Origin of the sequence: Saccharomonospora marina XMU15 (genome assembly GCF_000244955.1) — a bacterium.
Taxonomy (GTDB): Bacteria; Actinomycetota; Actinomycetes; order Mycobacteriales; family Pseudonocardiaceae; genus Saccharomonospora_A; species Saccharomonospora_A marina.
Genome location: NZ_CM001439.1, coordinates 5,701,880 through 5,728,746 on the forward strand (window position 1 = coordinate 5,701,880; position 26,867 = coordinate 5,728,746).

The following is a 26,867-nucleotide window of genomic DNA, read 5'->3' on the forward strand; positions in this document are numbered from 1 at the left end:
TAGAGCAGGATGATCCCGTGATCGAAGTCCGGCCAGGCGGACGCCGTCGCATCGACCGTGTCCTCGCCGCCGACTATGCGCGTGACCTGGAGACGATGTCGCTGTCGACGCTGCGGGAGCGCCGCGACGAGGCCGCACAGGAGGAAACGGACCTGTCGTACCTGCGCAGGTTGCTGCACGCACGTATCGACATCGTGCGCGCCGAGCAGCAGCGCAGGCAGTCCGGTGGGGCCACCAGCATCGTCGAGCAGTTGACCACGATCCTCGCCGAGAACGCGCTCGGCCCCGCCATGGGTTCGGGACGGCATCAGACGCTGGAACCTTCGCGCGCCGGTGAGTACCGGCGCAAGGCCGAGGAACTGCTCGGCGACGCCGACCTTTCCGACGTGTCCTCGCTCACCGAGGAACGGCTGCGGGAAACGCTGCGGGCGCTGCGCGAGCACGAATCCTCCGTTTCGACGCGGCGCAGGCAGGTGCAGGCGGTCGTCGACGCGTTCAACGCCGAGATCGCCAAGCGATACGCCCAGGGCACCGCATCGGTGGACGAACTGCTGGCCAGCCAGCGAGGCGGGGACGAAGCCGACGATGGCTGACGGCGAACCCTCGCCGGTTCTGGTCGAGGTCGTCCGTTCGGGGTTCGTCGAAAGCGTGCACCGCGGCGCGCTCGTGGTGACCGCCCCGGACGGCACCGTTCGCGTGGCACTCGGCGATGTGGACCGGCCGGTCTTCCCGCGCTCGGCGAACAAACCACTGCAAGCCCTCGGCATGTTGAACGCGGGACTGCGGGTGACCGACGACGCGCTGGCCCTTGTCTGCGCCTCACACAGCGGCGAGGCGGGCCACGTTGCCCGCGCGCTGGCGATGCTGGAGCAGGTGGGGCTCGGTGAGGCGGACCTGCACTGCCCGCCGGAACCACGCCGCGCGGCGATGAACTGCTCCGGCAAGCACGCGGGCATGTTGACCGCCTGTGTGCAGCGCGGCTGGGCCACCGCCGGCTACACCGACCCGGCACACGAACTGCAACGCACCATCGCGGCGACGATCGAGGAACTCACCGGGGAACCCATCGCGGCAACCGGTGTGGACGGTTGCGGCGCCCCGCTCTTCGCGTTCTCCCTGACGGGGTTGGCGCGGGCGTTCTCCTCGGCGAGCAGGACGCGGGTGGGCGAGGCCATGCGGACCCATCCGTGGCTCGTCGCGGGCACCGGCCGCGAGGACACGCTGCTCATGCTGGCGGTACCGGGCCTGCTCACCAAGGGCGGCGCCGAGGGGGTGCACGCGATGGCGCTGCCCGACGGCTCGGCCGTGGCACTCAAGATCGACGACGGCGCGGGCAGGGGCAGGGCTCCGCTGTTGGTCGCGGCGCTGCGGGCGTCGGGCTCGCTGCCGCAGAACCCGGCCGCGCGCGCGGTGCTCGACGGACTGGGCAACGCGGCGGGCACCGTACTCGGTGGCGGGCGGGAGGTCGGTGAGTTGCGCGTGTCCCGGCACTGCCTCGCTGTCCTCGAGACCGCCCTTGAATCGGCCGCGCCAGCCACCGCACCGGGCAGCGGCTGACCGGGTTGTCAGTTGAACCGCTCCCGCGCGGCAAGCTCACCCCAGTAGTCCCGCAGCGTCTCGAACGCCTCCGCTACTTCCTCCACCGCCTCCTGCCGGAGTGCCTCCAGGATGGCGTGCACCTCGTCGGCCGAGGTGTCCATCGCCAACACCGGGTCCTCGATGAGTTGCACGAGACCGCCGTAGTCGAGTTCGACGGCCGAGCCGGGGTGGAAGTTGGACAGCCACCGGCTCGTCTCGGCCAGGATCCGGGTAGGGCCTGCATCGCCGAGCGCACCCTCCACGAGTTCCTCCGCCTCGGCGATCCGGTTGCGCGCGTCCTCCATGGTCGCCCGCCACGACAACTCCCTTGCCGGGTCACTCGGTCCGGAGCCGAGCACGAGCCTTCGCTGGTCCGGGTCGATCAGCGAGAACCACGGCAGCGGCACGGTCCAGGTGGTCGAGAGCACGTGCATGGTCGGGCCGTGCAGGTCGCGCAGCGCACCGTTGGCCCGCACCTTGACCGTCTCGGTCGGCAGGTCGTACGCGTCGAGCACGGCGGCCCGTAGCGCCGGATGCGCCTCGTCGAGGAAACCCACGAGCGCGGCCGCCGACCGCGCCCGCACCTCCAGCGGGCACACGAGCGGCTCGGCACCCCGGTCGGAGCCCTCACGACCCGGCACCTCGGCCGGATCGAGCACCAGCACGTCGGTCCTGGCGCTGGGCGCGGGTCTACGATCGGCGCGCTCAGCGGGCAGCAGCCGAACCGGTATTGAAATCTGTGATTTGAGCCACAGCAGGTGCTCGCGTTCGGCCGCGTCGGCACGGCTCAACCCCGCCGCCTCAACGGCCTTGAGCAACAGCTCGTCAGGGGGGTCACCGAACACCGAAAGCGGTTCGTACACCCGCAGGTAGGCCACGAACGGACGAAGCACTCATGAATCGTGGCACGGCCTGCCCGATGTGCCCGCACCGGCTGGTCCGTCGCGTGTCCCGGAAGCGATACTGTCACGGTTCGCACACCGTGCCACGTCGCATAGAGGCCCACCGGCACGGTACGGTGTGTGCAGGAAATAGTTGTCGAGACGACGCGGGGCCGCCGTTTCCCCCGGCCGCCCCGCCCCTGTGCAAGGGGGTCGAGCCATGGGGCGCGGCCGAGCTAAGGCCAAGCAGACGAAAGTGGCCCGGGAGCTCAAGTACAGCGTTCCCACCACGGACTTCGATGCACTACAGCGCGAGCTGTCGGGTAACTCATCCAATGACAGTCGCGAGGACGAGGACCGGTACGAGGACCCGTACGACGACGGGTACGACGACTACCACCGTTGACACAGGCGTGACGCGAGGGTGGGGTGGGGTCAACAGCCCCTACTCCACCCTCGCGTTCCGCCTGCGGTCTGTCGGTGCCGTCGTGCAGGCGGTTGATGTCGCGTACCGGGCGGTGCCTGTCGCGGCATCGGCCCGGAACGTGAGGAGAAGCTGTCATGCCTGACATCCAGCGGGTAGGCGTCGTCGGCGCGGGCCTGATGGGCTCCGGCATCGCCGAGGTCCACGCCCGCGCCGGGCTGGACGTGGTGGTCACCGAGGTCAGCCAACCGGCACTCGATGCGGGCAAGAGCCGCGTCGAGAAGTCGCTACGGCGAGCCGTGCGCAGCGGCAAGCTCACCGAGGCGGAGGCCGACACGGCACTCGGCAGGATCACCTTCACCACGGACACCGCCGCGTTCGCCGATCGCGACCTCGTCGTGGAGGCCGTTCTCGAGCAGGAGCAGGCCAAGGTGGAGGTGTTCAAGTCGCTCGACAAGATCGTCGAGCGGGAGGACGCGGTTCTGGCGTCCAACACCTCGTCCATCCCGATCATGAAGCTCGGGATGGCCACCGAACGGCCGCAACAGGTGGTCGGTATCCACTTCTTCAACCCGGTGCCGGTACTGCCGCTGGTGGAACTGGTGCCTTCACTGCTGACCGGCGACAAGACGGCCGATCGCGCGGAGGCGCACGTTCGCGACGCGCTGGGCAAGACGGTGATCAGGTCGCAGGACCGCGCCGGATTCATCGTCAACGCCCTGCTCGTGCCGTACCTGCTGTCCGCGATCCGGATGTTCGAGTCCGGTTTCGCCTCCGCGGAGGACATCGATCAGGGCATGGAGAAGGGCACGGCGCATCCGATGGGTCCGCTGCGGCTGGCCGACCTGATCGGACTGGATACGATCAAGGCCATCGCGGACTCGATGTACGCCGAGTTCAAGGAGCCGCTGTACTCCTCGCCGCCGCTGCTGCTGCGCATGGTCGACGCCGGGCTGCTCGGCAAGAAGACCGGTAGGGGCTTCTACAGCTACGACTAGGCTGCGCGGCGTGCAGGCGCGGCTACGAGTGGGACTCGTCGGCGCGGGCGCATGGGGGCGGACGGTGCACGCTCCCGGCCTCGCCGATCACCCCGCCACGCGACTGACGGGCGTGTGGACCCGCCGTCCCGATCCGGCAGCAGCGCTCGCGCGGCAGTTCGGCGCGCGGATGTTCGGCTCCTTCGCCGAACTCCTCGACTCCGTGGACGCTGTCGCTTTCGCGGTGCCGCCGTCGGTACAGGCCGAGCTCGCGCCGCGGGCTGCGGCAGCGGGCAAGCACCTGATCCTCGAAAAGCCGCTCGCCACCGACCTCGTCGGCGCACGCCGCATCGCCGACGCGGTCGACGAGCACGGTGTGGTGGCGTTGCTGATGCTCACCCTGCGCTACGCGCTGCCGACGCGTGACTGGCTGGCCGGACTGGCCGAGGCGGGAAGCTGGGCAGGCGGCAGCGCGCGCTGGCTGTCCGGCGCGCTGCTGGGCGAGGTGTACGGCAACTCGCCGTGGCGGCACACCGAAGGCGCACTCGCCGACATCGGACCACACGCCTTCGACCTGCTCGACGCCGCGCTCGGCGAGATCACCGGTGTGCTCGCCGCCAGCCGCGACAGCAACGACCTGTGGCATGTGCTGCTCGAACACTCCGGCGGAGCGAGGAGCACGGTGGCTCTTTCGAACCGGCTGCCGATGCGACCGACCGTTGTCGAGTTCGCCGTGTACGGCGAACACGGGTTCCGCTCGCTGGCCGGGAAGCCGCACTCGCGGGCGGAGTCCTACACCTCACTGCTCGACGACTTCGCTGCCATGATCGCCACCGGCACCCTGGCGCACCCGTGCGACGTGCGCCGAGGGGTGCACCTGCAACGGGTGATCGCCGACTGCTTTCGCCTACTGCCGTGACGGCGGCACCGGCGCCGCCGGTGGTCAGTCGTCGAACTTCCCGCGCCGCCCCCGCTTGAGCTCTCCTCGCCGCTTCTTGGCCGAGATGCGCCGCTCCCGCGAACCCCTTGTGGGTTTCGTAGGGCGGCGCTTGCGTGGGGGTGGCGCCGCTGCTTCCCGCAGCAAGGCGACGAGCCGCTCTCTGGCGGCCTGCCGGTTGGCGAGTTGGGCTCGGTGCTCGCTCGCCACGACGGTGAGCACGCCACCGTTGAGCCGATTGGCCAGCCGCGCGAGCAGCCGTGGCCGCAGGTCTTCGGGCACCGACGGCGAGCGGGCGAGGTCGAACGAGAGCTCCACCCGCGACGAGGTGGTGTTGACGCCCTGCCCACCGGGACCGGAGGCACGGGAGAACCGCTCGGTCAGCTCCGCGTCCGGGACGGCCAGCCGCGTGCTGACCCGGAGGTCAGAACCGGGGGTGGTCACCGGTCAGCGTGGCTCTCGGGCCGTCGGGGTCATCGGCGGGTCGAACGGTGCCGAGCACCCATGCGGGCACGTGCCGGGCGGTGAGTACGGCCAACGCCCTGTCGACGTCCTCGGGGGACACGACCGCGACCATCCCGACGCCCATGTTGAACGTGCGTTCCATCTCCTGCGACTCCACCTTGCCCCGATGCGCGATCAGCGCGAACACCGGCGCTGGTGTCCAGGTGTGTCGCTCGAGGTGGGCGACGAGGCCCCGGGGCAACACTCGGGCGAGGTTGGCCACCAGTCCACCGCCTGTGATGTGCGCGAACGTGCGCACCTCGGCCTCCGCGGCCAGCGCGAGGCAGTCCTTGGCGTAGATGCGGGTCGGCTCGAGCAACTCCTCGCCCAGCGTGCGCCCGAACTCCTCGACATGGCCGTCCAGTGGCATCCGGGCGATGTCGAGCAGCACGTGGCGAGCCAGCGAGTACCCGTTGGAGTGCAGCCCGGTGGACCCCATGGCGATGACGACATCGCCGGGGCGCACCTTGGCCGGGCCGAGCACGTCGGCGGCCTCCACCACACCGACCCCGGTGGCCGAGATGTCGTAGTCGTGTTCAGCCATCATGCCGGGATGTTCAGCGGTCTCCCCGCCGAGCAACGCACAGCCCGCCTGCACGCAGCCCTCGGCGATCCCGGAGACGATCGAGGAGATTCGCTGCGCAACGACCTTGCCCACGGCGATGTAGTCCTGCAGGAACAGCGGCTCCGCACCGGTGACGACCAGATCGTCGACCACCATCGCGACGAGGTCGATGCCCACCGTGTCGTGCTTGTCCAACGCCTTCGCCACGGCGATCTTGGTGCCGACGCCGTCGGTGGACGCCGCGAGCAGCGGCTCCTTCCAGCGTCCCGCCTTCAGCGAGAACAGTCCGGCGAACCCGCCGACACCGCCGACCACCTCGGGCCTTGCTGCCCGGGCGGCGTGGGGCTTGAGCAACTCGACAGCGTGATCGCCTGCGTCGATGTCGACACCAGCGGCGGCATACGTAGCGCTCGTGGGCTCGCTCACGAAGCGGTCTCCATCCTGGGGCTGCGACGGCTATGGACGCCTGACGGCATCCTCGGCACCGTACCCGGCCGAGGTCTGCGGCATGCAGGACCCGTTGCCCGCCGCACCACTGCCCAGGTTCTCCAGCAGGTGCTTACCGATCAGGGCGTCTTCGGGCAGCGGGATGGGGTAGTTCCCGTCGAAGCACGCCGTGCACAGCCTCGACCTCGGCTGTTCTGAGGCGGCGACGAGCCCGTCGAGCGAGAGGTAGCCGAGTGAGTCCGCTCCGATGGAGCGCCTGATCCCGTCGAGGTCGGCGCCGTTGGCGACAAGCTCGGCCCTGGAGGCGAAGTCGATGCCGTAGAAGCAGGGCCAGCGCACCGGCGGCGAGGCGATCCGGACGTGGACCTCCAACGCACCGGACTCGCGCAGCATCCGCACGAGCGCACGCTGGGTGTTGCCGCGCACGATGGAGTCGTCGACGACGACGAGCCGCTTGCCCCGGATCACCTCGCGCAGCGGGTTCAGCTTGAGCCGGATGCCCAGTTGCCGGATAGTCTGCGAGGGCTGGATGAAGGTGCGGCCGACGTAGGCGTTCTTGACCAGTCCGGAGCCGTAGGGGATACCGGAGGCCTGTGCGTAACCGATCGCCGCGGGCGTGCCCGACTCCGGCACCGGGATGACGAGGTCGGCATCGGCGGGGTGCTCCTCAGCCAGCTTGCGCCCGATCTCCACTCTGGTGGCGTGCACGCTGCGGCCGGCGATGGTGGTGTCCGGCCTGGCGAGGTAGACGTACTCGAACACGCAGCCTTTCGGCTCCGGGTTGGCGAACCGGGTGGATCGCAGCCCGCCCGCGTCGATGGCGATCAACTCGCCGGGCTCCACCTCGCGGACGAACGAAGCACCGACGATGTCGAGTGCGGCCGTCTCACTCGCGACGACCCAGCCGCGCTCCAACCTGCCCAGCACGAGCGGGCGCACACCGTGTGGATCGCGGGCGGCGTAAAGCGTGTTCTCGTCGGCGAAGGTCAGGCAGAAGGCACCGCGGATGGTGGGAAGCAGTTCGACGGCCGCGGCCTCTATCCCCTTGTCCGCCGCGGCAGCGGCGAGCAGGCCACAGATCAGGTCGGAATCGGTCGTCGCTCCGGCCGAGTCCACGACACCGAGTTCACGGGCCCGCTCGTGCAGTTCGTGAGTGTTGACCAGATTGCCGTTGTGGCCGAGCGAGAGGCCGGTGCCTGCCGCGGTGGTCCGAAACGTCGGCTGGGCGTTCTCCCAACTGCCGCCGCCGGTCGTGGAGTAGCGGCAGTGCCCGATCGAGACGTGGCCCTGCAACGACGAGAGCACCTGCTCGTCGAAGACCTGACTGACCAGGCCCAGGTCCTTGAACACGACGATCTGGCTGCCGTCGGAGACGGATATGCCCGCCGCCTCCTGCCCTCGATGCTGGAGGGCGTACAGACCGTAGTAGCTGAGTTTCGCGACGTCCTCGCCCGGCGCCCAGACGCCGAACACACCGCACTCCTCGCGAGGCTCGGCCTCGAGCTGATCCACCGAAAGGCTCCCCTGAACGAGAGAACGGGCCACTACCAGTGTAGGTCGCCGGTAGCGGCCCGGTCCGGTGATGTAGGGCTCACGCCGTGGCCATCAACCACTTCGCGCGGCCCGACTCACCCCGGACCCAACACCCGCCCCCGCGGTGGGAGTAGTGCGGTGTGTAGTCCTCGTCGCCGAGGGAGAGCAGGTCGCCGACCACGGGTTGCATCGCACCGGAGGAGCTCCACAGCACGGTCGTCGGCTGCAGCACGTCGTCCTCGTCGTGCGGCATCCGCATGGCGGTCACGTCGTCCTCGCCGTCGAGGCGCACCACGTCGATCACCGTGCCGTGCGCCCGGATGCCGACCACGGTGACGACCTCGCCGTTGGCGTCGCGGGGATGTAGGAACCGGTAGCCCCTGGCGATCAGGGTGCCCAGCACTTCTTCGACCGTCAGTTCAGGCGACAATGTCATCGAACTCGCCATCCTTCGCTCCCGCGAGGAATGCCTCCACCTCGGCGCGCGTGTAGACCAGCGCGGGACCTCGAGGATCACGCGAGTTGCGCACGGCCACCTCACCGGTACCGAGTGGTGCCAGCTCGACGCAGTTTCCCATCGCACCGCTGTAGGTGCTCTTGCGCCAAGCCGCGTCCGTCAGCAGTTCCGAAGAGACCCCGTTGGGAATCCGCTTCGCCATGATCCTCACCTTCCCGACCAAACACACTGGAGGATGCATCTGCACGTGCAACCGATCGTGCACAGACGGTAGCACGTGCCCATGCAGGTGTGAATGCACGTGCAGATGCCCGATCATGTGATCGTCGTCGCAGGACCGAGGCGGTGTTACCTCCCCGATCGGGGGTACCGGCCTTGGCGATCTGTCCTGGCGACTCAGCCTTCGGCGCGGGCCTTGGCCAGCAACTGCCGGGACCGGTCGGGCGTCTCCGCGTCGACGGCAAGCCGGTCCAGCGAACGGCCGATGAGTTCGATCTCGTCGGGGCGGTCCAGGTACAGCCCGCCCGCGATGTGCTCGATGTAGCCGATGTTCGGTAGCTCCGGCTCCGCGAACCGCAGCAACGTGAAAGCGCCCTCGGCGGCGTAGCCGCTGCGCTCGTAGGGGACGACCTGAACGGAGATGTGCGGCAGCGAGGTCAACTCGAGCAACTGGTCCAGCTGCTCCCTGTGCACCTTCCTGCCGCCGATGGGCCGGTGCAGCACCGACTCGTCGATGACGGCCCACAGCTTCGGGGCGTTCGGGCGGAACAGCACCTTCTGTCGCCGCATCCGTAACGCGACCCTGCCCTCGGCAGCCTCGCTCGCCGTCTCCGGCAGCCCGTGGGTGACGACGGCCCTCGCGTAGTCCTCGGTCTGCAACAGGCCCGGCACGAACTGCAGTTCGTAGGTCTGGATTCGCGAGGCCGCCTCTTCCAGACCGACGTAGTCGTCGAACCACTTGGGCATGTAGTCGTTGAACTTCTGCCACCAGCCCGGCTGATTCGACTCCTTCACCATGCGAAGGAAGCTCTCGCGCTCGGCGGGGTCCCCGACCCCGTAGAGGGTCAGCAGATCGGCGACGTCGCGCTCCTTGAAGCCGACGCGGCCGAGTTCCAGCCGGCTGATCTTGGATTCGGAAGCGCGAATGTGGTAGCCCGCGTCGGATCTGCTGACAGCGGCCTGCTCGCGCAGGCGACGCAGCTGAGCGCCGAGGATCATCCGCCGGGCGGTAGAGCCGGTGGCGTGCTCGCCGGCGGAGGCCTCATGCGCTGCCATGTCCGCAGTCCATCCCTCTCACTACCAGTAACGCACTACCAGCTAAGACACGTGGCCGGACATCGTACCGGAGAAAAACCGCCCGATCACCGAAAGTACACCGAGCCGACGCGCAGTCAAGCGGCTACCGCCGTTTACCCTGACGAACCGAACGCATACGCTACGTGGGTCCGGCGACAACAACTCCATCAGACGCCTTGCGAGGTACTCCGACGATGCCCGCCACAATCCCGGAATCCGAGCGCCCGCCTTCGACGGCGATCGACACGACGACGCCGAGCATCGCACGGGCCTACGACTACGCCCTCGGAGGCAAGGACAACTACGAGGTCGACCGCGAACTGCTGCGGCAGCTGAACGCCGCGGTGCCCGAGGTGGCGAGCATCGCGATCACCAACCGATCGTTCTTGATCCGGGCCGTCCGGTTCCTGTCGATGCAGGCAGGCATCGACCAGTACCTCGACTGCGGTTCGGGCCTGCCCACCGCCGAGAACACCCACCAGGTCGCGCAGCGCCTCAACCCACAGGCACGTGTGGTCTACGTGGACAACGACCCAGTCGTACTGGCCCACGGCCGCGCGCTGCTCGAGGAGAACGAGAACACCGCCTTCCTCGGCGCGGACATCTTCAACCCGCCGGAGGTACTCGAGGCCGAAACCGTGCGGCGGCTGCTGGACTTCAGCCGCCCGATCGGCCTGCTCCAGGTCGCGACCATGCACCACCACAGCGCCGACTTCGGCCTCCCGCCCGCCGAGGTGATGCGGTCCTACATCGACGCGCTGCCTTCCGGTTCCTACGTCGCCTTCACGCACTTCTTCGACCCGGAGAACGAGCACAGCGAGGTGGCGCAGCGGGTGCAGACCATCCTCAACTCCAGCATCAGCAAGGGCTTCTTCCGCACCCGTGCGGAGATCATGCAGATGCTGGAGGGGCTTGAACTGGTCGAGCCGGGCCTCGTCGTCAACGACGAATGGTGGCCGGACGGGCCGAGGATCAAACCGCTGCCCGCCGCCGGACACTGCATCGTCGGAGCCGTCGGCCGCAAGCCCTGACCGCACGTGGCCTCGGGTCCTACACCCGCACGATGGGAAGCCAGCGGGACAGGTCGGCGCGCGTTCCCGAGGCGCTGACCCGCCCCTGCCGCCGCGCCTCGGTCCACTCCAGACGGCCGGTGGCGAGCTCCAGCCACGTGCGGGCGTCGGTTTCGACCACGTTGCCGGGTGTGCCCCTGGTGTGGCGAGGGCCTGCTACACATTGGACGGCGGCGAACGGTGGAACCCTCACCTCGACGCTTCGTCCGGGGGCGATCGCGGCGAGGGTACGCAGGCTGAGCCGTACGGCCGAGGCAAGGTCGGCACGCGCGGGAGCCGCGTCCGCACCGTCCAGCCAGGGCGACACGGCCGCCACCGCGGCTCTCAACTCGCCGGGGTCCACCTGGCGCGAAGTGGGCATGCCACAACAGTAGAGTGGCCACCCAGGTACGAACACACGGCACGACGTGGGGAAGCACATGGCGCAGCGGGATGACGCAGACCGCCTGGTGCCCGACGGGACCGCGGTCATCAGGACGCCGGAGATCACGCCTGAGATGCGGGCCAACGCGAGGGCGAACCCCGGGAGTTGGCTGTACGTCATCGACGAGGCGTTCGATCCCAGTGGACGTGTCCCTTCCTGGGCGGTCGTCGGCGCCTATCCGGTCAACTCCGACGGTGAGATCATCGAGGACTTCCATCCCAACGACCGTTACCGCCCCTCCCCGAAGGCGCTCGGGCTGCCTGAGCCTGCCAACGACCTGGAGCGGCTGCTGCAACTGGTGTATGCCCGGCACCGCCCCGCCGAGGACCTGCCGCGTGCCGTGCTCGACTCGACGCTGTTCGTCTACGCGTGGTCGCCCGCGCAGCGAACGGTGGTCGGTTTCCACGACGCCGATGGCGATGTCGCGGTGCCCGCGTACACGGCCAAGTCGCTGGTGCCGGGTGACTGGCCGCATGCGCGGGCAGTGCTCGGCCGCGAGATCGTCGAGCTACTCGGTGGTCACCCGGTCGTGCTGAACCCGCACGACCTCGTCACGGCCGTCGTGCCTGCGCAAGACCTGGAGGAGGCGCTTCGCGGGCGAGGCTGACCGCACTCGTTCCCGACTCTGCCGTGTGACACCCGGTTCGCGGGCGGTAGCCCCCACAGGCATGGTGCCTGTGGGGACGCCAACGAAGCGGGAGTCAACGTGACAGTTCGCAGACCTTTCGCCTGGCTCGCCTGCGCGGTGCTCGCCTCGGCGAGCCTCGTCGCCACCGGTGCGCAGGCATCGGCGGCCGACGAGTACGCGGGCGCGGCAAACAGACATGCGGGATCTCAGATCGCCCTGCACGAGGGGGTCCACGGGCAACCCCGGCCCGCCGCGAGGATGGCGGGCGAACAGCTACTCGGTCACGACGTCAGCGGCTGGCAGGGCGATGTGGACTGGCCTTCGGCACGTGAGGGTGGCGCGCGATTCGTCTACGTCAAGGCCACCGAGGGCACGGGCTACCGCAACGACCACTTCGCTCAGCAGTACAACGGGTCCTACGAGGTCGGCATGCTGCGCGGTGCGTACCACTTCGCGCGCCCCGACGTCTCCGGTGGAGCCGAGCAGGCCGAGTACTTCGTCGCAGGGGGTGGCGGTTGGAGCCCGGACGGCAGGACCCTGCCCGGTGCGCTCGACATGGAGTACAACCCGCACGGCGACGCCTGCTACGGCAAGTCGCCCGCCCAGCTGGTCGCCTGGATCAAGGCCTTTTCCGACACCTACACGCGCAGCACCGGGGTGGCTCCGGTGATCTACACCAGCACGAGTTGGTGGCAACGCTGCACCGGCGGCAGTGCCGCTTTCGGCGACACCAACCCGCTGTGGCTTGCCCGCTACGCGCCCGAGATCGGTCCGTTGCCGCCCGGCTGGGGCACTCACACGATCTGGCAGTTCTCCGACTCCGGGCGCCTTCCCGGTGATCAGAACTATTTCAACGGTGCGGCCGAGCAACTGCTCAGGTTGGCAACCGGCTGATATCGCGTGCTCCATTCGGGCCACATCCAGCGAATGGTTCTCGGTCGTGAATCACCCACTCATATCAGCGGTTTGACGACAACTAGTGACAACCGCGGCAGTTCTGCGATAGAAATCGCGCCCGAATGGCTTCCCGGCGGAGCCGTTCACAGCGAGGGCGCATTGTTGATCTTGAAGGGATAATTCCAAATGTCCACCGGACGAAGAATGTGGCGACGGTTGGTCGCCGCCGCGGCGCTCGGCTCGGCCAGCGCGCTCCTGCTCGGCGCGCTGTCCCCGGTTACCGCGGCAGCTGAGGGCGAGGACCGCCTGCGCGAGTACATCAGAGCCAACGATCACCCCATGGGCTCACAGATAGCCAGAGTGGAGGGTGATCACTCCACCCGGGAGAGCAAGCGGAGGGCGTTGCTGCCGCAGGGACGCGACGCGGATGGGATGCCCGCGATGGCCACGGTACCCGGTATCGATGTCAGTGGGTGGCAGGGAAACGTCGACTGGACCGACTGGTGGAACCAGGGCAAGCGGTTCGCCTACGTCAAGGCCACCGAGGGAACCGGGTACGAGAACCCCTATTTCGCCCAGCAGTACAACGGCTCGTACGACGTCGGCATGATTCGTGGCGCCTACCATTTCGCGCTGCCCGACCGCTCCTCCGGTGCCGCGCAGGCCAACTTCTTCGTCGACAACGGTGGTGGCTGGTCAGCCGACGGCAAGACGCTGCCCGGTGCGCTCGACATGGAGTACAACCCCTACGGCGACACCTGCTACGGCAAGAGTCAGGCCGCCATGGCCTCCTGGATCAGGGACTTCCACGACACCTACCACGCCAGAACCGGCCGCTGGCCGGTGATCTACACCTCCACGAGCTGGTGGAACCAGTGCGTCGGAACGGCACAAAGCTTCGGCAGCACCGTTCCGCTGTGGGTGGCCCGGTATGCCTCATCGGTGGGCACGTTGCCGCACGGCTGGAACTACCACACCTTCTGGCAGTACACCTCCAGCCCGATCGATCAGAACTCCTTCAACGGCAGCTACGACCGGCTGCGGGTGCTGGCCTTGGGCTGAACCCAGCGTGAACGTGGGCTCTCACCCGGCACGTTGCGCTGGTGGCCGGGTGGGAGCCCATCGCCGTGCCGTGTTGATCGCGAGGCAGAATTCCAGGTCGACATCGCGTCTGGGGAACCAGCACCCGTAGTGCGCGCGTCGGAACTGGCGGGAGAGCGCACCTGTAGGGGCGCCGCGATCCACGGAAGGCATGACCATGACGTATCCACCGCAACCCGGCCAGCCGCCGTACGGGCAACAGCCGGGCCCCTACGGCCAGGGCGGCTATCCCCAATCCGGCGGGTTCCCCCAGCAAGGCGGTCAGTACCCCGCGACAGCGGGCTATCCACAACAGGGCCAGTACCAGCAAGGCTACTACCAGCAGGGCGGGCAGTTCGGCTACCCGCAGGGTGGCGGGTTCGGTCCGCCACCGCCGAAGAAGAAGACCGGCCTGTGGGTCGGGCTTTCGGCGGGTGCCGTCGTGGTCATCGCGTTCGTCATCACCGCCTTCGTGGCTCCCGGCTTCCTGCTCTCCGATGAGGAGGACGGCGGGGGCGCGGGCGACGGTGCGGGCGGCACCGGCGCGGCCGCGGTCGCGCAACAGATCATCGACGGCCTCAACAACAAGGACACCGCCGCGCTGAACAAGTTGACGTGCTCCGGTGCCGACCAGGACGTCTCGGAAGCCATCGGTTCGGTCAACGACATCGAGAAGGCAACCCTGGGAGAGGTCAAGGAGTCGGGCAACACCGCGACCGCGAATGCCAAGGTGGTTGTCTCCGGCGACGAGTACGACGTGGTCAGCGAACTGGCCAAGAACGGCGGCAACTGGTGCTGGCAGAACCTGAGCATCGGCGGCACCGGCACCGGCACCGGGCCCACCATGACGAGCCCGAGTGAGCCAACCGGAACCGGCGACGACACCTCCGGTGGCGGGGGCGCAGCCGATGCCGAAGCAATGATCGAGGAGTTCATCGACGCCATCAACAACGGCGACAAGGCGACCGCGACAGACATGCTGTGCTCGGGCGCCGGAGAGATGAGCAAGAGCTCGCTGGACAAGGTGTTCACCGGCTCGGCCCAACTGAGCGCCGACCCCGTGAACGAGGAGGGGAGCGCTTCGGGCTCCACCTACACCTCCACCATCGAAGGCACTGTGGACGGCCAGCAGGCGTACGGAGCGGTTGCCGTGGTCGAGATCAGCGGCGAGTTGTGCGTAGCGGCGCTCTACGTCTCCTGACCTTCCCGCGTCGCGCTTCGCGAGGAGGCCGCCGAAGCCGGTGGTCTCCTCGCGACCTGCCGGGCACGCCTCGGGCGCATCACCAGCGCGGCGACGTAGTAGGTACACGGTTCGTCCCCGTGGTTGGCGTAGCGCAGGGTGACGTCCGCGGCGAGGTACACCGAGTCGCCGCGGCTCAGTTCCACCGTTCGGTCGCCGTCGACGGTCAGTGTCACGGTCCCGCTTTCCACGAAGATGAACTCGTGTGATCCGGGTGCGTAGGGCGGGTAGTCGGCGGGAACGCATCCCGGGGGCAGCGTGGAACGGACCCACTCGAAGTTCACACCCGGCACCACGGGTGTGAGAATCGTGCGATGCCATCCGCCCGGCTCGGCGACGGTGTCCTGCTCCGCGGCGCGGCGAACGATGACCCGCTCGGCTTCCGGCTCGGTGAGCAGTTCCGTCAACCTCACACCCAGGCCCACGGCGATGCGATCGAGTACCACCACCGTCGCGGCCTTGTCACCGCGCTCCACAGCCGACAGCATGCTGACACTCACCGACGACAGTTCGGCCAATCGTTGCAGCGTGAGCGCGCGCTGCGACCGCAGACATTGAATGCGTTGACCAAGGGCAGCCAGATCCATCTACACTATAGTAGTGAGCCTTTCCCCTATAGCGAAAAACGGCTCCGGTCCCGCCGTGCGCGCCGCCACGGACAGCGATCTGCCCGCGATTGCCGACATTTACGGGTACTACGTCACCAACAGCGTCGCCACGTTCGAACTGCAACCACCCGAGCACGCCGAATGGCTGCGCCGTTACCGCGCCATCACCGCTGCGGGCCTGCCGTTTCTCGTCGCCGAGCACCCCGACCTGGCTGGCACCGTGGCGGGCTATGCCTGCTGCACGCCGTGGAAGGCGAGGCCCGCCTACCGGCACACCGCGGAGGACTCCGTCTACCTCGACCCGCAGGCGCGGGGGCGAGGCATCGGTGGCGCGCTGCTGGATCGGTTGCTGGCCGGTTGCGTGGAAGCGAGTGTCAGGCAGGTGTTGGCGGTGATCGCAGACTCCGGCGACCCGTCCTCGACCGCACTGCACACCGGGCGCGGCTTCGCGGAGGTGGGGCGGTTGCGCGAGGTGGGGTTCAAACACGGCAGGTGGCTGGACACCGTGCTGCTACAGCGAACACTCACCGGGCAGGCGTGAGGGTGTTCCGCAGGCTGGCCCGGCGCGGGTTCTCCCCGCTGTACGCCACGGTGCTGTCCTCGATCCTGCTGCTTGTCGCCATCAGCGGGTGGCTACTGACCGACAGCGAAACCAGCCGCAGCGAGGCGCTGCGCACGGGTGGCCTCGCCGGTGGAGCGGTGGTGGCGCTCTACGCGTTGTGGCTGAACGACCGGCGCCGCCGCGTCGAGGAGGCGCGTCAGGAGGTCGAGCGCAGCAGGCACGAGTTGGAAAGTCACCGGGTCGCCGACGAACGGTTCGCCCGCGCCATCGAACTGCTCGGCCACGAAACCGATCAGGTACGCGTCGGTGCGCTGCACGCGCTCGCCGGGCTGGCTCGCGGCAGACCGGACTACACCCAGACCGTGCTCGACGTGCTGTGTTCCTACCTGCGAAGGCCGTACTCCCACCCCCGCTTCACCAGTTCGCAGGCGCCACCGGATGCCGAAGCCGAACGTGAGTTGCAGGTGCGGTTGACCGCGCAGCGACTGATCTACGACCTGCTGCCCGCCGTGGGGTCGGACGACGCACCCGCCTACGACCTGGACCTGACCGGCGCCGCCCTGGAATACCTCGACCTTTCCGGTCGCAGGCTCGGCACCGTGGTGCTGCGCTATGCCTACCTGCACAGCAGCACCAACCTCAGCGAATGCGAGTTCACCGGACCCGCCTGGTTCACCTCGACGTCCACCGGCGACGGCAGGCTGTCCGGCCGGTTCCGCTGCCGCGACACCGTTTTCCGCGAACGGGCGTGGTTCAGCAAGACCAAGTTCAACTCGCTCGCCGACTTCACGGGCACGCGCTTCGGGGGTGAGACCGGGTTCGCCGATGCCACGTTCCTCGGTGACGCCGTACTGTGTGACACCTCCTTCGCCGCCGGGCTGGATCTTCGGCGGGCCACCTTCGACAGCTTCGTCGACCTGCGCTGGCGCACCGAGCCGGCGGGGATCTCGCTGTTCAACACGCTTGTCAACCCCGATCGGGACGTCCAGCTACCGCCGGGCTGGACCACCGAGGCGATGCCGGACGGCCGCGCCCGGCTACGGGTGCGTGAATAGGCCCGCAGTGGCGGCGGCGCCCTACCGGTAGCCGGGCAGGGCGAACGCTTGCGCGACGGCGCGTTCGATGGTGTGGGCGTCGATGCCGGCCTGCTCGGCGATGGTGAAGCCGAGTTCGAGCACGCGGAAGGCGATGGCACGCAGGGCGGGCGCGGCGTCGAGGTGCCCGCGGTCCTGGCGGTGGTAGAGGGGTTCGGTTTCGGCGTCGATGGCGCGGGCGATGCGCAGCAGCGCGGCGGGCAGGTCGCGGTGGGGTGGGCGGCGCAGCGCGCGGAGCGCGGCGAGGTCGGGATCAGTACCGGCGTCCTCGTCGGTGAGCGGCGAGGACTCGACCGGACGGCGGCTGATCGCGTGCAGCAGGGTAGCGACCCGGTCCGGATCGGTGTCGTGGCTGAGCAGCCGGGTGATCGCGTCGAGCTGTTCGGCGGTGGGTGGCGTGTAGAGCGCGACTCCGGGCTCGGGTGCGGGGCGCGCAGTGGTGTCCGGTCCGGCGCAGCGCGGCGGGGTCAGCGATTCCCCGTCACGTTCGATCATCAGCGACCCCCCCCCGGCGGTTCCGGTATGGCGGCGACACCGCAGGAAGCGGGTTCGCCGGTGTGGAACCTACGGACCTGGCAGGGGTGGCTCGGTGAGAGATACGTCCAGATACGTATCGATACAAGGCGCGGATCGGCGGCACCTACGTCGCGCAACGCTGGGTCGCTGCCGCCGGGGCGCTCGCACCACCTGAGCGTCCCGGGCAGCGCGTCACTCGCGGTGTGCCGGGGCGTGCTGCTTCGCGTACTCGTGAGCCCAGCGGTAATCGGGTTTGCCGGTGGGTGAGCGAACGACGCACTCGGTGAACCACACCGTGCGCGGCACCTTGTAGCCCGAGAGCCGCTCCCGCACGTGATCCGCCAGTGAGGCGAACTCGGGCTGCCTGCCGGCTCTTGGCTGGATCACCGCCGCGACCCGCTGCCCGAACCGCTCGTCCGGTACGCCGATCACCACGGCGTCGAAGACGTCGGTATGGGACTTGAGCACGGCCTCCACTTCCTCGGGAAAGACCTTCTCACCGCCGGTGTTGACGCACATGTTCCCGCGCCCGAGTAGCCGGATCGCGCCGTCGGGCTCCACGGTGGCGTAGTCGCCCGGCGTCACGTACCGCTTCCCGCCGACCTCGACGAACATCGACTTCGTCTTCTCCGGGTCCTTGTAGTACCCGATCGGCAGGTGGCCACCTCGGGCGAGCCTGCCGACGATCCCCGAACCGGGCGCGATCGGCCGGTCCTCGTCGTCCAGCACGACGGTCTCCCTGCCCGGCCGCACCTTGGGTCCGCCGTGGTCGAGATCGTCCCGCGTCGCGACGGAGATCCCGCCGAAGCCGGTCTCGGACGCACCGATCGAGTCGCTGATCAGCACGTTCGGCAGCGCGTCGAGCAGTTGCCGCTTCACACTCGGGGAGAACAGTGCCGCTCCGCTGCCGATCGCGACCAGCGACGAGGTGTCGTAGGAGCCCCCGGCGAGCGCGTCGGCAAGCGGTCTGGCCATCGCGTCGCCCGTGATCACGGCGATGTTCACCCGGTGCCGCTGCACCAGCCGCCACACCTCGTCCGGGTCGAACCGTGGTGTGAACACCAGCGTGCCGCCGGTGAACAGCGCCGAAAGCGACGGCCACTGCGCCGCGGCGTGGATCAGCGGTGGCATCGGCAGCCAGGTGGCGCCATCGCCTGCCGCCCCGTTTCGAGCCTGCTCCCACTCGTCCTCGATCGCCGCACCGGTGTAGAAGTCGAACCCGCCGCCGAGCACCCGCCAGATGTCCTCGTGCCGCCACAACACACCCTTCGGATCACCCGTGGTGCCGCCGGTGTAGAGGATGTAGCGGTCGTCGCTGCGGCGTTCCTCGAAATCCCGCTGTGCACTCGCGCCCGCGAGTGCGGATTCGTACTCGACGCCGCCGTAGGACTCGTAGTCGTGGCCGGACTCGTCGTCCACCACCACGACGTGCCGCAGCGCGGGCACGTCCGGAAGCACCGAAGCCACCGCATCGCCGAACCGGCGCTCGTGCACGAGCGCGGAAAGGTCGGCGTTGTCGAACAGGTAGCGCAACTCGTCGCTGACGTAGCGGTAGTTGACGTTGATGGCGACCGCTCGCAGTTTGTAGGCGGCCAGCATGGTCTCCATCGCCTCGGCCGAGTTGCGCAACTGGAAGCCGATATGCGAATCGCGGCCGAGGCCCTGCGCGGCGAAGTGGTGGGCAAGCCGGTTCGCCCGCCGATCCAACTCGGCGAAAGTGAACGCGCGCTCGCCGTCGATCACGGCGAGCCGGTCGGGCATCAGATCAACGGCGTGCTCGAAGAGGTCAGCGATGTTGAAGGCCATCGGCATTCACCAGATCGCGACCGGCGCCTGTCCCCTGCGGAAGTAGCCGGGGATACGCTGGCCGGACGTCGCCCGCTCGATGCGCTTCTTCATGCCGTCGGACAGCGCGTCGTTCTTGATCATTTCGAGGTAGACGGCGGACACGTTGCCGAAGTCGAAGAAGTCCCGCTGCCACGACCACATTCCGTTGCCGCCGTAGCGAAACCAGCTTCCCCCGATGCCGGGCACCTCGTAGGCGGTGCCGTCCGGCCTCGTGGCCTCGGCGAGCTGCTTCCACAGCCCGATGACCTCGCCCTGCCGGTCATCGACGATGATCTTCTGGTACGGGTAGCGCCACCCTTCCAGGCCCTCCATTTCCTGCCCGAGCGCGATGTCACGGATCTCGTCCCGCCCGACGGCCATGAAGTCCTGCTCCGGCCCGACGTTCCAGCCGTAGGTGGCATCCTCCGTGTACATCAGCGCCAGCGGACGCCAGTCACCCGCGTGTTCGCAGCGTTCGTTCTCCGCCAGCCAGCGGTCGACCATCTCGTCGAGTTCAGCACGGGGAAACGCGGGCATCGCATCCTCCTGGTTGTGGTGGGGCGGGGTGCTCGGTCACGAGTCGATTCGCAGCGCCTGGGTGGGGCAGTACCGCACGGCTCGGCGCACGTCCGCGTGCAGTTCCTCGGGTGGTTGCTGGTCGAGGATCTCGACCTTTCCCTTCTTCGGCACCGAGAACACCTCCGGTGCCTCCAGTTCGCACATCGCGTGCCCCTGGCACAGGTCGGCATCAGCGCTGATCCTCATCGGCGGCTCCTGCGCCGGTAGGAGACCACGCACGGCTGGGCAAGCTGCACGACCATCTTGCTGTGATCGTTGCGGTAGGTCTCCTGCGGCTGCGCGAACGAGAACTCGAACTGGCGCAACAACACCGAGAAGATCGCCTTGAGTTGAATCGTCGCGAACATCGCGCCAACACAGCGGTGCCGCCCGGCACCGAACGGGATCCACGTCCACCGGTTGACGATGTCCTCCTGGCGCGGCTCGACGTAGCGGTCCGGGTCGAAGGCGTCAGGATCGGGAAAGTCCTCGGGAATCCGGTTGGAGACGGCGGGCGTCGCGCCGACCAGCGAACCCTTCGGAATGCGGTACCCGTTCACCTCAAGGTCGTCCTTGGCCATCCGCAGCAGCAGGATCAGCGGCGGGTGCAGCCGCAGCGCCTCCTTGATCACCGACTCCAGCCTGGGTATCTGGCGTAGCGCGCGGAAGCTCACCTGCGAGCCGTCGGCGTAGAGCTCGTCGAGTTCGGCCACCACCTCGGCGAGGATGTCGGGGTGGCGCAGCAACTCGATCAGCGTCCACGCCGCCGTGCCGGAACTGGTGTGGTGACCGGCGAACATCATCGAGATGAAGATCCCGGTGATCTCGCTGGCGTCGAACCGGAGGTTGCCGTCCTCGTCCTTCACCGACATCAGGACGTCGAGCATGTCGCGGTCTTCCTTGGTGGGCGCCGGCCCGGCCGCCCGCTTGTCCATGATCTCGCTGACGAGCGCGACCAGACCCTTGCGCGCCTCGTCGCGCTTGCGGAAGCTCTCGATCGGCGCGTAGGGATCCACGTAGGCCAGAGCGTCGGTGCCCTGTTCCAGGTCGTGGTAGAGGTGCGCGAACCGCTCGTCCAGTTCCTCACGGAACTTCTTGCCGACAAGGCACGCCGAGGACGTGTAGATGGTGAGCTCGGCGAAGGTGTCGAGCAGGTCGAGCTGGCCCTGCTCACCCCACGACGCGATCATTCGCTCGACTTCCTCGGCGATCGTCGCGGCGTGGCCCTTCATGTGCTCACCCCGCAGGGCCTGGTTGTGCAGCATCTCCTTGCGCCGCTCCGGACTGGCGTCGAACACCACACCCTCGCCGAAGATCGGCTTCATGAAGGGGTACGCCTCGGCCTGGTCCAGTTCCTCGTCCGGCGAGCGGAAGAAGAACTCGTTGGCGCTCGCACCGGAAAGCAGGACCACGTCCTTGTCGGCGAGGCGGAAGCGGCCGACGTCGCCGCATTCCGAGCGAACCCGGTTCATCAGCCCGATCGGGTCGTTGCGCAGTTCCTCCAGGTGACCGTGCTCGCCGGACGAACCGGACACCTCGACGGGTTCACGAAGGGTCATTTCTCCTCCCCAAGGGGCGCCTCCGGCTGAACCTCGACCAGCGCGATGTTCACCCCGCGAGGTGCCGTCACGATCGTCGACACCGTGTCCGCGATGTCACTGGCCCGCAGGAAGTAGGGGTGGCGGGCGAATCCCCACTTGACCCAGTCCTCCAGCAGTGGCCCAACCTTGGACTCGTCGAAGTCCATGCCCATCGCGGTCTGCGTCGGGCCGGGCCGCACAACGGACGCCCGGACCCCGGTGCCCTCCAGTTCCATCTGCATGGTCCTGGCCATGGCTTCCACGCCGGACTTGGCGGGCACGTACGCGCCGACCCTTGGCCGGGGCGAGCGGACCACATCGGACCCGATGAACACGACGTCACCCCTGCGGCGGCGCACCATTCCCGGCACGACGGCCGAGACGAGCCGGTGCGCGCCGACGAGGTGCACCTGCAACTGGTGAGCGAAGGTGTCGGAGTCGAGTTCGTGGATCAGTGCCGTGTCCAGATCGCCGGCGCCGGACACCACGACCTCGATGTCGCCGAGTTCGCGGGTGGCGCTGCTGACGAACTCGTTGACCGAGTCCGCGTCGCTGACGTCCAGCGGCAGCGCGATCGCCTCGCCGCCCTGTTCCACGATCTCGGCGGCGAGTTTCTCGCACACGTTCACCCTGCGCGCCCCTAGCGCCACCGGGAAGCCCGCCTCGGCGAGCACTCTTGCCGTCGCGGCACCGATCCCGGAGGACGCACCGCTGACGATCGCGGGCCTTCGCTTCGGGTGCGGCTCGAACCTCGGCATGTCAGCGCACCTCCACCCGCACCGGCAGCGTCGCGAACCCTCGCACGTTGGTGGAGTGCACTCGCTGCGTGTTCCGCTCGTCGATGTCGTAGTCCCGGACCCGACTGGTGAACTCGGTCAGCGCGATCCGCGCCTCCAGTCGCGCGAGGTGCGCGCCGAGGCAGAAATGGCTGCCACCGCCGAAGCTGGTGAGCTGCTTGGACCTGTCGCGGTCCAGGTCGAACGTGTCGGCGCGATCGAATGCCCGCTCGTCGCGGTTGGCCGAACCGGGCAGCAGTAACAACAGCGAGCCCTCCGGCACGTCCTCGCCGTGGTAGTGCAGCTTTCGCGTCGTGGTCCTGGCGATGATCTGGCTCGAGGTGTCGTAACGCAGGGTCTCCTCGACCCAGTCGTCGATCCGCCCCGGGTCGGCCATCGGTTTGGCCAGCTCACCGGGGTTTCGCCAGCCCCAGTACAGGGCGTTGCCGAGCAGTTTCGTGGTGGTCTCGTTGCCCGCCACCACCATCAGGAACAGGAAGCCGATGATCTCGTCGTCGTCCAGCCGGTCGCCGTCGATCTCGGCGTCAAGCAGGGCCGAGGTGAGGTCGTCGGTGCGCCTCGCGCGGCGGTCGGCGACCATGTCGGCGTAGTACTGCACCAGCCGCAGCGCCGCGTCCATCGCCGAGTGCGGCACATCCTGCACGCCCTCCTCACGATGCATCACCGCATCGGCGAGGCGGCGGGTCTCGGCGCGGTCGGGCTCGGGAACACCCACCAACTCCGAAACGACGTCCATCGGCAGCTTGCCCGCGAACTCGGCGATGAAGTCGAACTCCTCGGTCTCCAACGCGGCATCAAGGTGCTGCCTGGTGAGTTCGACGATGCGTTGTTCCAACTCGCGCACCCGGCGTGGGGTGAACCCTCGCGACACGAGCGAGCGCATCCGCTGGTGCCTCGGGTCGTCCATGGCGAGGAAGGACATGGTCCTCGACGCGTGCGGACCGTAGGCGGCCGGGTCTAGCGAGACCCCGTTTGCGCTTGAGAGACCGCGGTTGTCGCGGAACCCGGCGACGACGTCGTCGTAGCGGGAAAGGGCGAAGAATCCGACCTCGCTGTTGTGGTACAGCGGCGCCTCGTCGCGCAGCCGCGCGTACGTGGGGTATGGGTCCTCGTGGAAGGCGTAGTCGTAGGGGTTGAACGCCACCCCTGCCTGCGCGACGTTGGTCATGGTTTGCCTTTCGTCAGCGGGACGCGGGAGGCTACTCCCGCAACGACAGCGCGACCTTGGGGCAGGAGGCGACCGCCTGCCGTACCCGCTGTTCGGTGTCGCTGTCGGGTTGGGCCTTGATGTGCAGCTGCTCGTCGTCGTCCAGTTCGAACACCTCGGGCGCGATCGCCTCGCACACACCGTTGGCCTCGCACATGTCGTAGTCGACGACGACCTCGGGGACGCCTCGCGCGCTCATCGCAGCTTCACCCGCATTTCCTTGATCCCGTTGATGAAGTTCGATCGCAACCTGCGTGGCGGTGCAACGAGTTCCATGTCGGGCAGGCGCTGCGCGATCGTCTCGAACAGCACGCGAAGCTCCAGCCTCGCGAGGTGCGTGCCGAGGCAGTAGTGCGGTCCGCCGCCGCCGAAAGCGATGTGGGGGTTGGGATCGCGCTCGATGTCGAAGGTGTGCGGATCGTCGAAGACGGCCTCGTCCCGGTTGGCCGAGGGGTAGAAGATGACGACCTTGTCGCCCCGCTTCACCGGCTGGCCCCCGATCTCGGTGTCCCTCGTCGCGGTGCGCCGAAAGTCCATGACGGGACTCACCCAGCGCAGGATCTCCTCGACCGCCTTGGGGGCGAGGCCGGGATCGGCGACCAGCTTGCGGTACTGGTCGCGGTTCTCCAGCAACGCGTGCATCCCGCCGGTGGCGGCGTTGCGGGTGGTCTCGTTGCCCGCCACCACCAGCAGCACGAAGAACATGTTGAACTCCATCTCCGAAAGCACGTCGCCTTCGGAGTCGGGTTGCAGCAGCTTCGTCACGATGTCGTCGCGCGGGCACGACCGGCGCTGCTCGGCCATTTCGTTGGCGTAGGAGAAGATTTCGATGGCGGCCAGCTCGCCGTCGGCCTCGGTGGTCTGGAACTCGGGATCGTCGAACCCGATCATGCGGTTGGACCAGTCGAAGAGCTTCTCGCTGTCCTGCGGTGGAGCGCCCATCAGCTCCGCGATCACCGCGAGCGGCAACTGCGCCGCGACGTCGTGCACGAAGTCCACCTCGGTGCGGCCTTCCAAGCTGTCCATGATGGACTCACACACTGCGCGGACGCGTGGCTCCAGCCTGCTCACCATTCGAGGGGTGAAGCCGCGGTTCACCAGGTTGCGCTGCCTGGTGTGCTCGGGGGCGTCCAGGTTGACCATCATGGCCCGCTGTTTCGCCATGACCTCTTCGTCGAAGAAGTCTGTCAGCGACGTCGTTCCGACGTAGGAGGAGAACGTCTGCGCGTCCCGGGAGACGGCGACGACGTCCGCATGGCGCGTGACCGCCCAGAAACCCTTGCTCGGTGGCTCCTCCGGCTGCCAGTAGACGGGTGAGGATCGCCGGAGTTCGGTGAAGAATTCGTGTGGAACGGATTGCTGGTAGACGTCCGGATCATAGAGCCGAACCGAGGGAACACTCATCGCTGAAATCCCATCAGTTGTCGCCTTCGACGCGAAAAATGTAACACGTTCTCGCTTCGCTAGACAACTGTCCAGATTTCGGTCCAGCCAGGAGTCGGCGTCAGTCCGCTGGGGCGAGTGCCGCGCCCACCCTGCGCCCGGAGAAGACGCAGTCCGCGATCGACAGCCCGCTGACATAGGACTGCGAACACACCCCCACCGCGTTGCGGCCCGCCGCGTACAGCCCCGGCACCGTAGAACCGTCCTCGGAGAGCACGGCGCCCGTCCGCTCGTCCACGGCCAGCCCGCCAAGGGTGATCATCGGGCAGGGATAGCCCCGCTGCGCACGCAGCGAGCAGTCGAAGACGTAGTACGGCCCGCGCTCCAGCGGGTGCACGTGATCGGCGTCCTTGCCCATCCGGTCGGGCGCACCCGCTCGCGCGTCGGCGTTGTAGGCCTCCACGGTGCACCGCAGTCCGTCGGGGTCTATCCCGGCCCGACGCGCGGCCTGCTCCAGGTCCGCGCCTTTGTGGTGGCCGACGGTGAACAGGTAGGTCGCCTGCAACCGCTGGAACCACAGCGTCTGGCTCGGCAGTTGCCGCTTGGCCTCCTCCAGCACGCGGCTGTCGACGACCAGGTATGCCTTCGCGCCCTCCTGCCGCGCGATGTGGTCGCCGATCCTGGCGCCGTAGTACAACTCGTTGCAGATGCGTTCACCCGCGGTGTTGACCAGCACACCCTCCACCAGCGCCAACGGCGGGTTGTAGAACCGCCACGCCGAAACCCGGTCCAGGTAGTCGGTACGGCCACCCACCGAACGACCGAGATCGATCCCGCTGCCGTCATCGGCGATCGTGCCCAGCGATGATCCGCTGCGATAGGCGGGTGCGTGTTCGGCGAGCATCTTCCTGTTGAAGACGAAGCCGCCCGCGGCCAGCACCACACCGCGCCGGGCGCGGAACCTTCGCAGGGTGGCGTACTTGTGCTCGATCCGCCTTATCGGCTTGTCGAGCAACCGCCCCAGCGGTCGGTAGTAGATGTTGAGCTTTCGATTCGACAGCGACATCAGCCGGTGCAGCAGCCTCGGCAGTCCTCTGGAGAGCTCCAGGCATTCGATGCCGATCACGTGACCGTTGGCGTCGGTGATCAGTTCGGTGGCCCTGTTCTGCAGCCGCACGGAGATGTCGCGCTTGGCGACGGCCGACCGCAACGCCTTGAACAGCACCTTGCCGGAGGTCCCTCGGCCCTTGGTGCGATGGCCGCGCGGGGCCGGTGTCGCCTTGTCGCGAAACGGCGGGGCCAGTTCGTTTCCGGAGTAGTAAAGGTAGTAGTCGTTGGTCGGGTAGGAGGTCTTGCGCGGCGACATGCTGCCTTCGAACGGAACGCCGTTGGCTTCTAGCCATCGCAGGTTTTCCACGCTCTGCTCGCAGAACCGGGCGAGAGTCTCCTCGCCGACCGCGTCCTCGACCTCCATCCGCAGGTAGTCGAGCATGGCCTGCGTCGTGTCGGTGTAGCCGGCCTGCCGCTGCTGCTCGGTGCCGCCGCCCGCGTACACGATGCCGCCACTGATCTCGGTGGCTCCTCCGCCCCGGAACCGGTCGACGACAAGCACCTCGGCACCGCGATCGGTGGCTTCGATCGCCGCGCAGGCTCCCGCGCCGCCGAAACCGACGATCACGATGTCCGCCTCGGCATCCCACTGCTCAACCATGTACCGCTCCTCACGACCGACCACCGCAGGCACAAGACGTTTCGCGGCAAAACTGTAACACGTTTCAGTGCGGGGTAGCCGACGTC

General features: G+C 68.1%; 31 protein-coding genes. 12 read left to right on the plus strand and 19 right to left on the minus strand.

Translation table 11 applies throughout. The features are described from left to right. Window positions 1–17: 17 nt before the first annotated feature. The gene (locus tag SACMADRAFT_RS26995) at window positions 18–593 is read left to right on the plus strand and encodes an RsiG family protein (RefSeq protein WP_009157007.1); all 576 of its coding nucleotides are present in this window, start codon (window positions 18–20) and stop codon (window positions 591–593) included. Then, window positions 586–1,557, plus strand: a complete 972-nt coding sequence (locus tag SACMADRAFT_RS27000; protein ID WP_009157008.1) for an asparaginase — start codon at window positions 586–588, stop codon at window positions 1,555–1,557. The genes SACMADRAFT_RS26995 and SACMADRAFT_RS27000 overlap by 8 nt, the downstream gene beginning before the upstream one ends. An 8-nt stretch (window positions 1,558–1,565) precedes the next feature. Here the strand turns inward: SACMADRAFT_RS27000 and SACMADRAFT_RS27005 are convergent, their stop codons facing one another. After that, window positions 1,566–2,471, minus strand: coding sequence for a hypothetical protein (locus SACMADRAFT_RS27005; RefSeq protein ID WP_040925933.1), 906 nt, complete (start codon window positions 2,469–2,471; stop codon window positions 1,566–1,568). 208 nt (window positions 2,472–2,679) lie between these two features. On the opposite strand from SACMADRAFT_RS27005, the gene SACMADRAFT_RS27010 reads away from it, so the two are divergent. From SACMADRAFT_RS27010 to SACMADRAFT_RS27020, 3 genes are all read left to right on the plus strand, one after another. Further along, on the plus strand, window positions 2,680–2,865 hold the full coding sequence (locus SACMADRAFT_RS27010) for a DUF3073 domain-containing protein (RefSeq protein ID WP_009157010.1): 186 nt from the start codon (window positions 2,680–2,682) through the stop codon (window positions 2,863–2,865). Between the two features lie 155 nt (window positions 2,866–3,020). Further along, entirely contained in the window at window positions 3,021–3,881 is an 861-nt protein-coding gene (locus SACMADRAFT_RS27015; protein ID WP_009157011.1) for a 3-hydroxybutyryl-CoA dehydrogenase, read from the plus strand. Between the two features lie 10 nt (window positions 3,882–3,891). Further along, window positions 3,892–4,779, plus strand: a complete 888-nt coding sequence (locus SACMADRAFT_RS27020; RefSeq protein ID WP_009157012.1) for a Gfo/Idh/MocA family protein — start codon at window positions 3,892–3,894, stop codon at window positions 4,777–4,779. Window positions 4,780–4,803: 24 nt separating this feature from the next. Here the strand turns inward: SACMADRAFT_RS27020 and arfB are convergent, their stop codons facing one another. The 6 genes from arfB to SACMADRAFT_RS27050 all read right to left on the minus strand — a co-directional run bounded on the left by arfB (window position 4,804) and on the right by SACMADRAFT_RS27050 (window position 9,578). Further along, the gene (gene arfB / locus SACMADRAFT_RS27025; protein WP_009157013.1) at window positions 4,804–5,241 is read right to left on the minus strand and encodes an alternative ribosome rescue aminoacyl-tRNA hydrolase ArfB; all 438 of its coding nucleotides are present in this window, start codon (window positions 5,239–5,241) and stop codon (window positions 4,804–4,806) included. After that, window positions 5,222–6,292: a phosphoribosylformylglycinamidine cyclo-ligase gene (purM, locus tag SACMADRAFT_RS27030; RefSeq protein WP_009157014.1), complete on the minus strand. Its 1,071-nt coding sequence runs from the start codon at window positions 6,290–6,292 to the stop codon at window positions 5,222–5,224. The genes arfB and purM overlap by 20 nt, the downstream gene beginning before the upstream one ends. Before the next feature lie 30 nt (window positions 6,293–6,322). Beyond that, window positions 6,323–7,825, minus strand: a complete 1,503-nt coding sequence (gene purF / locus SACMADRAFT_RS27035) for an amidophosphoribosyltransferase (RefSeq protein ID WP_009157015.1) — start codon at window positions 7,823–7,825, stop codon at window positions 6,323–6,325. A 79-nt stretch (window positions 7,826–7,904) separates the two neighbouring features. Beyond that, window positions 7,905–8,282 carry a hypothetical protein gene (locus tag SACMADRAFT_RS27040; protein ID WP_232285498.1) on the minus strand — a complete coding sequence of 126 codons (378 nt, stop codon included), beginning with the start codon at window positions 8,280–8,282 and terminating at the stop codon, window positions 7,905–7,907. Beyond that, window positions 8,266–8,505, minus strand: coding sequence for a DUF397 domain-containing protein (locus SACMADRAFT_RS27045; protein WP_009157017.1), 240 nt, complete (start codon window positions 8,503–8,505; stop codon window positions 8,266–8,268). The genes SACMADRAFT_RS27040 and SACMADRAFT_RS27045 overlap by 17 nt, the downstream gene beginning before the upstream one ends. Window positions 8,506–8,699: 194 nt before the next feature. Beyond that, window positions 8,700–9,578, minus strand: coding sequence for a helix-turn-helix domain-containing protein (locus SACMADRAFT_RS27050; RefSeq protein ID WP_009157018.1), 879 nt, complete (start codon window positions 9,576–9,578; stop codon window positions 8,700–8,702). A gap of 215 nt (window positions 9,579–9,793) precedes the next feature. Here SACMADRAFT_RS27050 and SACMADRAFT_RS27055 point away from each other — a divergent pair, with 215 nt between their 5' ends. Then, on the plus strand, window positions 9,794–10,630 hold the full coding sequence (locus tag SACMADRAFT_RS27055; RefSeq protein ID WP_009157019.1) for an SAM-dependent methyltransferase: 837 nt from the start codon (window positions 9,794–9,796) through the stop codon (window positions 10,628–10,630). A gap of 19 nt (window positions 10,631–10,649) precedes the next feature. On the opposite strand, the gene SACMADRAFT_RS27060 is transcribed toward SACMADRAFT_RS27055, so the two are convergent. Then, window positions 10,650–11,030: a sterol carrier family protein gene (locus SACMADRAFT_RS27060; RefSeq protein ID WP_009157020.1), complete on the minus strand. Its 381-nt coding sequence runs from the start codon at window positions 11,028–11,030 to the stop codon at window positions 10,650–10,652. 58 nt (window positions 11,031–11,088) lie between these two features. On the opposite strand from SACMADRAFT_RS27060, the gene SACMADRAFT_RS27065 reads away from it, so the two are divergent. From SACMADRAFT_RS27065 to SACMADRAFT_RS27080, 4 genes are all read left to right on the plus strand, one after another. Continuing rightward, window positions 11,089–11,700 carry a type VII secretion system-associated protein gene (locus tag SACMADRAFT_RS27065; RefSeq protein WP_009157021.1) on the plus strand — a complete coding sequence of 204 codons (612 nt, stop codon included), beginning with the start codon at window positions 11,089–11,091 and terminating at the stop codon, window positions 11,698–11,700. A 99-nt stretch (window positions 11,701–11,799) separates the two neighbouring features. Next, entirely contained in the window at window positions 11,800–12,615 is an 816-nt protein-coding gene (locus tag SACMADRAFT_RS27070; RefSeq protein ID WP_009157022.1) for a lysozyme, read from the plus strand. Window positions 12,616–12,804: 189 nt separating this feature from the next. Further along, window positions 12,805–13,680: a lysozyme gene (locus tag SACMADRAFT_RS27075; RefSeq protein ID WP_040925934.1), complete on the plus strand. Its 876-nt coding sequence runs from the start codon at window positions 12,805–12,807 to the stop codon at window positions 13,678–13,680. A gap of 196 nt (window positions 13,681–13,876) precedes the next feature. Further along, window positions 13,877–14,899, plus strand: coding sequence for a hypothetical protein (locus SACMADRAFT_RS27080; RefSeq protein ID WP_009157024.1), 1,023 nt, complete (start codon window positions 13,877–13,879; stop codon window positions 14,897–14,899). Here SACMADRAFT_RS27080 and SACMADRAFT_RS27085 read toward each other — a convergent pair. Beyond that, window positions 14,887–15,525 (minus strand): helix-turn-helix domain-containing protein, encoded by a 639-nt coding sequence (locus tag SACMADRAFT_RS27085; protein WP_009157025.1) that lies wholly within the window; start codon window positions 15,523–15,525, stop codon window positions 14,887–14,889. The two genes, SACMADRAFT_RS27080 and SACMADRAFT_RS27085, sit on opposite strands and share 13 nt — an antisense overlap. A gap of 13 nt (window positions 15,526–15,538) precedes the next feature. Here SACMADRAFT_RS27085 and SACMADRAFT_RS27090 point away from each other — a divergent pair, with 13 nt between their 5' ends. Both SACMADRAFT_RS27090 and SACMADRAFT_RS27095 read left to right on the plus strand, forming a co-directional pair. Continuing rightward, window positions 15,539–16,087 carry a GNAT family N-acetyltransferase gene (locus SACMADRAFT_RS27090; protein ID WP_009157026.1) on the plus strand — a complete coding sequence of 183 codons (549 nt, stop codon included), beginning with the start codon at window positions 15,539–15,541 and terminating at the stop codon, window positions 16,085–16,087. Between the two features lie 2 nt (window positions 16,088–16,089). Next, window positions 16,090–17,163, plus strand: coding sequence for a pentapeptide repeat-containing protein (locus tag SACMADRAFT_RS27095; protein ID WP_009157027.1), 1,074 nt, complete (start codon window positions 16,090–16,092; stop codon window positions 17,161–17,163). Between the two features lie 21 nt (window positions 17,164–17,184). Here the strand turns inward: SACMADRAFT_RS27095 and SACMADRAFT_RS28790 are convergent, their stop codons facing one another. The 10 genes from SACMADRAFT_RS28790 to SACMADRAFT_RS27145 form a co-directional block, all read right to left on the minus strand. Further along, window positions 17,185–17,697 (minus strand): hypothetical protein, encoded by a 513-nt coding sequence (locus tag SACMADRAFT_RS28790; protein ID WP_009157028.1) that lies wholly within the window; start codon window positions 17,695–17,697, stop codon window positions 17,185–17,187. A gap of 213 nt (window positions 17,698–17,910) precedes the next feature. Then, a complete protein-coding gene (locus SACMADRAFT_RS27105; protein ID WP_009157029.1) occupies window positions 17,911–19,524 on the minus strand; it encodes an acyl-CoA synthetase in 1,614 nt (537 codons plus the stop codon). 6 nt (window positions 19,525–19,530) lie between these two features. Further along, window positions 19,531–20,082: a Cif family virulence factor gene (locus SACMADRAFT_RS27110; RefSeq protein WP_009157030.1), complete on the minus strand. Its 552-nt coding sequence runs from the start codon at window positions 20,080–20,082 to the stop codon at window positions 19,531–19,533. Window positions 20,083–20,118: 36 nt separating this feature from the next. Further along, entirely contained in the window at window positions 20,119–20,310 is a 192-nt protein-coding gene (locus tag SACMADRAFT_RS27115; protein ID WP_009157031.1) for a ferredoxin, read from the minus strand. Continuing rightward, window positions 20,307–21,662, minus strand: coding sequence for a cytochrome P450 (locus SACMADRAFT_RS27120; protein WP_009157032.1), 1,356 nt, complete (start codon window positions 21,660–21,662; stop codon window positions 20,307–20,309). Before SACMADRAFT_RS27120 ends, SACMADRAFT_RS27115 begins: the two co-directional genes overlap by 4 nt. Continuing rightward, entirely contained in the window at window positions 21,659–22,441 is a 783-nt protein-coding gene (locus SACMADRAFT_RS27125) for an SDR family oxidoreductase (RefSeq protein ID WP_009157033.1), read from the minus strand. The genes SACMADRAFT_RS27120 and SACMADRAFT_RS27125 overlap by 4 nt, the downstream gene beginning before the upstream one ends. Window position 22,442: 1 nt before the next feature. Continuing rightward, window positions 22,443–23,648 (minus strand): cytochrome P450, encoded by a 1,206-nt coding sequence (locus SACMADRAFT_RS27130; RefSeq protein ID WP_009157034.1) that lies wholly within the window; start codon window positions 23,646–23,648, stop codon window positions 22,443–22,445. Window positions 23,649–23,679: 31 nt separating this feature from the next. Beyond that, complete coding sequence (locus SACMADRAFT_RS27135; protein ID WP_009157035.1) at window positions 23,680–23,886, minus strand: ferredoxin; 207 nt, start codon at window positions 23,884–23,886, stop codon at window positions 23,680–23,682. Beyond that, window positions 23,883–25,091, minus strand: coding sequence for a cytochrome P450 (locus SACMADRAFT_RS27140; RefSeq protein WP_009157036.1), 1,209 nt, complete (start codon window positions 25,089–25,091; stop codon window positions 23,883–23,885). The genes SACMADRAFT_RS27135 and SACMADRAFT_RS27140 overlap by 4 nt, the downstream gene beginning before the upstream one ends. A 100-nt stretch (window positions 25,092–25,191) precedes the next feature. Further along, entirely contained in the window at window positions 25,192–26,781 is a 1,590-nt protein-coding gene (locus SACMADRAFT_RS27145; RefSeq protein WP_009157037.1) for an FAD-binding protein, read from the minus strand. Window positions 26,782–26,867 lie beyond the last annotated feature (86 nt).

Bases quoted from the DNA above. Each gene is read 5' to 3' on its own strand.
- SACMADRAFT_RS27120 (WP_009157032.1), bottom strand. From the start codon at position 21,662: ATGACCCTTCGTGAACCCGTCGAGGTGTCCGGTTCGTCCGGCGAGCAC.
- SACMADRAFT_RS27075 (WP_040925934.1), top strand. From the start codon at position 12,805: ATGTCCACCGGACGAAGAATGTGGCGACGGTTGGTCGCCGCCGCGGCG.
- SACMADRAFT_RS27000 (WP_009157008.1), top strand. From the start codon at position 586: ATGGCTGACGGCGAACCCTCGCCGGTTCTGGTCGAGGTCGTCCGTTCG.
- SACMADRAFT_RS27045 (WP_009157017.1), bottom strand. From the start codon at position 8,505: ATGGCGAAGCGGATTCCCAACGGGGTCTCTTCGGAACTGCTGACGGAC.
- SACMADRAFT_RS27050 (WP_009157018.1), bottom strand. From the start codon at position 9,578: ATGGCAGCGCATGAGGCCTCCGCCGGCGAGCACGCCACCGGCTCTACC.
- SACMADRAFT_RS27085 (WP_009157025.1), bottom strand. From the start codon at position 15,525: ATGGATCTGGCTGCCCTTGGTCAACGCATTCAATGTCTGCGGTCGCAG.
- SACMADRAFT_RS27055 (WP_009157019.1), top strand. From the start codon at position 9,794: ATGCCCGCCACAATCCCGGAATCCGAGCGCCCGCCTTCGACGGCGATC.
- SACMADRAFT_RS27080 (WP_009157024.1), top strand. From the start codon at position 13,877: ATGACGTATCCACCGCAACCCGGCCAGCCGCCGTACGGGCAACAGCCG.
- SACMADRAFT_RS27010 (WP_009157010.1), top strand. From the start codon at position 2,680: ATGGGGCGCGGCCGAGCTAAGGCCAAGCAGACGAAAGTGGCCCGGGAG.
- SACMADRAFT_RS27135 (WP_009157035.1), bottom strand. From the start codon at position 23,886: ATGAGCGCGCGAGGCGTCCCCGAGGTCGTCGTCGACTACGACATGTGC.
- SACMADRAFT_RS28790 (WP_009157028.1), bottom strand. From the start codon at position 17,697: ATGATCGAACGTGACGGGGAATCGCTGACCCCGCCGCGCTGCGCCGGA.
- SACMADRAFT_RS27110 (WP_009157030.1), bottom strand. From the start codon at position 20,082: ATGCCCGCGTTTCCCCGTGCTGAACTCGACGAGATGGTCGACCGCTGG.
- SACMADRAFT_RS27105 (WP_009157029.1), bottom strand. From the start codon at position 19,524: ATGGCCTTCAACATCGCTGACCTCTTCGAGCACGCCGTTGATCTGATG.
- SACMADRAFT_RS27130 (WP_009157034.1), bottom strand. From the start codon at position 23,648: ATGACCAACGTCGCGCAGGCAGGGGTGGCGTTCAACCCCTACGACTAC.
- SACMADRAFT_RS27015 (WP_009157011.1), top strand. From the start codon at position 3,021: ATGCCTGACATCCAGCGGGTAGGCGTCGTCGGCGCGGGCCTGATGGGC.
- SACMADRAFT_RS27125 (WP_009157033.1), bottom strand. From the start codon at position 22,441: ATGCCGAGGTTCGAGCCGCACCCGAAGCGAAGGCCCGCGATCGTCAGC.
- SACMADRAFT_RS27140 (WP_009157036.1), bottom strand. From the start codon at position 25,091: ATGAGTGTTCCCTCGGTTCGGCTCTATGATCCGGACGTCTACCAGCAA.
- SACMADRAFT_RS27145 (WP_009157037.1), bottom strand. From the start codon at position 26,781: ATGGTTGAGCAGTGGGATGCCGAGGCGGACATCGTGATCGTCGGTTTC.
- SACMADRAFT_RS27065 (WP_009157021.1), top strand. From the start codon at position 11,089: ATGGCGCAGCGGGATGACGCAGACCGCCTGGTGCCCGACGGGACCGCG.
- SACMADRAFT_RS27040 (WP_232285498.1), bottom strand. From the start codon at position 8,282: ATGACATTGTCGCCTGAACTGACGGTCGAAGAAGTGCTGGGCACCCTG.
- SACMADRAFT_RS27115 (WP_009157031.1), bottom strand. From the start codon at position 20,310: ATGAGGATCAGCGCTGATGCCGACCTGTGCCAGGGGCACGCGATGTGC.
- SACMADRAFT_RS27060 (WP_009157020.1), bottom strand. From the start codon at position 11,030: ATGCCCACTTCGCGCCAGGTGGACCCCGGCGAGTTGAGAGCCGCGGTG.